The 3,619-nt window shown below is 67.1% G+C and carries 4 protein-coding genes; all 4 read right to left on the bottom strand.

Annotated features, from left to right (window positions below; all coding sequences use genetic code 11):
* The coding region (locus tag AZG88_RS54675; protein WP_231914376.1) for an SDR family NAD(P)-dependent oxidoreductase at positions 1 to 410 on the bottom strand (410 nt) is incomplete at its 3' end.
* 85 nt (positions 411 to 495) lie between these two features.
* On the bottom strand, positions 496 to 1,857 hold the full coding sequence (locus tag AZG88_RS40520) for an MFS transporter (protein WP_061043093.1): 1,362 nt from the start codon (positions 1,855 to 1,857) through the stop codon (positions 496 to 498).
* 38 nt (positions 1,858 to 1,895) lie between these two features.
* The gene (locus AZG88_RS40515) at positions 1,896 to 2,900 is read right to left on the bottom strand and encodes an alcohol dehydrogenase catalytic domain-containing protein (RefSeq protein WP_061700971.1); all 1,005 of its coding nucleotides are present in this window, start codon (positions 2,898 to 2,900) and stop codon (positions 1,896 to 1,898) included.
* A gap of 133 nt (positions 2,901 to 3,033) precedes the next feature.
* Positions 3,034 to 3,570 (bottom strand): 2,4'-dihydroxyacetophenone dioxygenase family protein, encoded by a 537-nt coding sequence (locus AZG88_RS40510; RefSeq protein ID WP_037203928.1) that lies wholly within the window; start codon positions 3,568 to 3,570, stop codon positions 3,034 to 3,036.
* Positions 3,571 to 3,619 lie beyond the last annotated feature (49 nt).

Genomic DNA, 3,619 nt, shown 5'->3' with positions numbered 1-3,619 from the left:
GCGAAGGCCTGGCTGAGCAGGAAGGGGGTGGTGAGATTGAGGTCGAGCACCGCCGACCAGTCCGCGGGCGTGGTGTCGGTCGCGGGGCCGCGGCGGATGATGCCCGCGTTGTTGACGAGGATCGTCGGATGCGGGAACTCGGTCCCCGCCCAGGAGATCAGCTCGGCCGCGGTGTCGGGTGTCAGGTTGCTGAGGTCGGCGGTGCGTGTGGCGCAGTGAACGCCCCGGGCGCGCACTTCCTTGTCGACCTGGTCGAGTTCGCCGATGTCGACGGCGAGGATGTCGGCTCCTGCTTCCGCGAGAGCGATGGCCAGTGCGCGGCCCAGGCCGCGCGATGCCCCGGTCACGATGGCCGCGTTCCCGTCCAGGCGGAACAGGTCCAGGACCGGGGTGTGGACAGGTGCGTTCATGCGAGAGGTCTTTCTACTCGGATCGGGAGACGACTGGTGGCCGGGCCGGTGTGCGGGGTGAGCACCGCACACCAGCCCGGTGGTGTCAGTTCCCGGTGGCCTCGTCGAGGACCCGGTCGTGGACGAGGGAGGTGCGGGCGGTTTCCTTCGCGGCGATCACGGCGATGATGGTGATCACGGCCAGGACGGCGAGGTAGATGCTCACCGCGATGGTGTTCTTCTCCTCGACGGTGCCGAGCAGCGCGACCGCGATGACGGGGGCCAGGCCGCCGGCAAACACCGAGGCGAGCTGGTAGCCGAGGGAGGCGCCGCTGTAGCGGACGCTGGTGCCGAACAGTTCGGAGAACATCGCCGCCTGCGGCGCGTACATCAGGGTGGTGAAGATCAGCCCGATGAAGATCGCCGCCGCGATGACGGTCTGGTTGCCGGTGTCGATGAGGGGGAAGAACACGAAGCCCCAGATGCCGGCACCGAGTGCCCCGGTGAAGTACAGCGGCCGCCGGCCGACCCGGTCGGACAGGGCACCGATGACCGGGGTGAGGAAGAACTGCGCGACCGAGGCGATCAGCACACCCGCGATGGCGGCGCTCTTGGGCATATCCAGGTAGGTGACCATGTAGGTCATCACCACGACCGTGAAGATGTAGTACGAGGTGTTCTCCACCAACCGCAGCCCCATCGCGATGAGAACCTCACGGGGGTATTTGCGCAAGACCTCGATGATCGGCGCGTGCTCGGCCTTGTGATTCTCGAGGGCTTTCTTGTTGGCGGCGAAGACCGGGGATTCTTCGATGCTCAGCCGGATCCACAACCCGATGAGGACGAGAACGGCGCTGAGCAGGAAGGGAATTCGCCAGCCCCAGGAATCGAAGGCTTCGTCGCTCTGGAACAGGGCCAGCACCCAGAGCACCACCGCGGAGAGCAGGTTTCCGAGGGGCACCCCGGCCTGGGTCCACGACGTCCAGAATCCGCGGCGGTCGTTGTCACCGTGTTCGGCGGCCATCAGGACCGCTCCGCCCCATTCGCCGCCGACGGCGAAGCCCTGTAGCAGTCGGCAGCCGATCAACAGCAGTGGTGCGGCCATGCCGATGCTCGCGAAGGTCGGCAGCAGGCCGATGGCGAAGGTCGCGGCGCCCATCATGAGCAGGCTGACGACCAGCATCTTCTTGCGACCGAGTTTGTCGCCGTAGTGGCCGAAGACGATGCCGCCGAGCGGGCGGGCGAAGAATCCGACCGCGAAGGTGGCGAAGGCGAGCAGGGTGGCCGTGGAAGGCTCGCTGTCGGGGAAGAACAGCGGCCCGAAGACGAGCGCGGCGGCCGAGCCGTAGAGGAAGAAGTCATACCATTCGACGGCTGTGCCGATCATGCTGGCGAAGGCGACCTTGACGATCGAGGTGCGCCCGGCCGCGTGGGTAGCGGGTTCGGCCGCGATGTCGGGTGTGGACATGGCGTGTCCTTTCGGGACAGGGGTGGGGTCCGGTGTGGTCATGGGACGAGCACGACCTTCATGTCGTGACCGGCCGCGGCGCGCTCGAGCGCCGAAGCCGCATCAGTGAGGGAAATTTCGGTCACCAGCTGCGGCCACGGTGCCGGGTCGGCGGCCATCGCGTCGGCAGCGGCCCGGTAGTCGACCTTCGTCGATCCGTAACTGCCCTGCAGACGAATCTCCTTGCGGGTGACGGCGTTGAAGTCGACCGGTCCGGTGCGGGCAAACAGTCCGACGACGGAGATGGGGCTGCCGGGCAGGACCGCGGCGATGGCGGCATCGAGCGCGGCCGTCGAACCGGAGGCGTCAACCCATGCGGTGGGAATGAAAGGCAGCTCGTCCCGGCCGGCGATCACGGTGCGCAGACCGAGCGCGCGGGCCAGCGGCAATCGCACGTTCTCATCGTTGCCGACCCCGGAGAGCACGACGTCGTGGCCGCGTTGGGCGAGGACGAGGGCGGCCATCGTGCCGATCGGTCCGGGACCGGACACCACCACCCGGGTGGGGCCCACGGCGGCGTTCTCGATGTGCGCGACCGCACGGCACGCGACCGACAGCGGTTCGGTCAGCGCCAGCGTCGACGCCGGCAGATGCCGGTCGACCTCGACCAGGCGGACCTCGGGGACGACGAACGATTCGGCGGCCGCGCCGTCGAAGGACAATCCGAGGACGGTGCGCCGGGGACAGATCTGCCGGAAACCGCGCTCGCACAGATCGCACACGCCGCAGCCGTCGATCGCAACGGGGACAACGCGTTTGCCGAGCCAGGCCGGGTCGACGCCCTCGCCGAGGGCTTCGACGTATCCGACCGCCTCGTGTCCGAGCACGACCGGGGGGCGGATCCATTCGTAACCGGTGTCGTGATTCCAGGCGTGCACGTCGCTGCCGCACAACCCGCAGGCCTCGGTGCGTACCCGCACCTGCCCCGGGCCCGGTTCGGGCTTGGGCAGATCCTGCACCAGGACGTCGTGTGGAGTGGCACTTCTCTTGGTGAGAGCTCGCATGTGGGGAACCTGCTACTTTCGCCCGCGATCGGGCTCGTGGAAATAGAGGGTGAGTCGCCGGCGGACACCGCCCCCGAGCGCGAAGGGAACTCGGTGTTATTACGCCATGTCGGGAGGTGTCCGCCGGGGTGTCTCAGCGGATGAAGCGGTCGACGTAGTCGGCGCCGAGCCCGATCTTCTCGTAGTGCGCGCGGGCCTTGTCGATCTTGCTGAAGACGTCTTCGATGCCGACGGTGTTGCCGTCGACGTCGACGTAGATGTACGCGCCGCTCACGTGGAACAGGGTCGCCATCTCGGTCACGTCCTCGGGGACCTCGAGGGTGTGGATGTCGCCGGGCGGCTCGAACGCGTAGGTGCCTTCTTCGGCCCACCAGTCGTACTCGAGGTAATGCCAGCGGCCTCGCAGAGTGAACGCGTGCACCGCCCCGGCATGCCGGTGCCGGGACAGGATCCCCGAACGGCGCACCCGCAGAATGTTCACGAAGTAGCCCTGGCTCGCCGACAACACCAGCGGGCGGAACTCGACATCCTGCGATTGCGGAACCCACAGCCGCTCGTCACAGTCCAGGTCCAGTGCACCCGGAACGATCAGATCGTCACTCATGCCGTACGGCTTCGGACCCGTGTAGGGCACAGCCTCTTCGTTCTTCATCTCAACAGTGGAACTCACGATGCTCTCCTTTCGCTTAATCGCATAAGTGACGCTACATCGTTGTGTT

Origin of the sequence: Rhodococcus sp. LB1, from assembly GCF_001583455.1 — a bacterium.
GTDB lineage: Bacteria > Actinomycetota > Actinomycetes > Mycobacteriales > Mycobacteriaceae > Rhodococcus_F > Rhodococcus_F opacus.
This window is presented reverse-complemented; position numbering and strand designations above follow the sequence as displayed.

Excerpts from the sequence above, each read along its gene's own strand:
- AZG88_RS40515 (WP_061700971.1), bottom strand. The coding sequence starts at position 2,900 with ATGCGAGCTCTCACCAAGAGAAGTGCCACTCCACACGACGTCCTGGTG.
- AZG88_RS40520 (WP_061043093.1), bottom strand. The coding sequence starts at position 1,857 with ATGTCCACACCCGACATCGCGGCCGAACCCGCTACCCACGCGGCCGGG.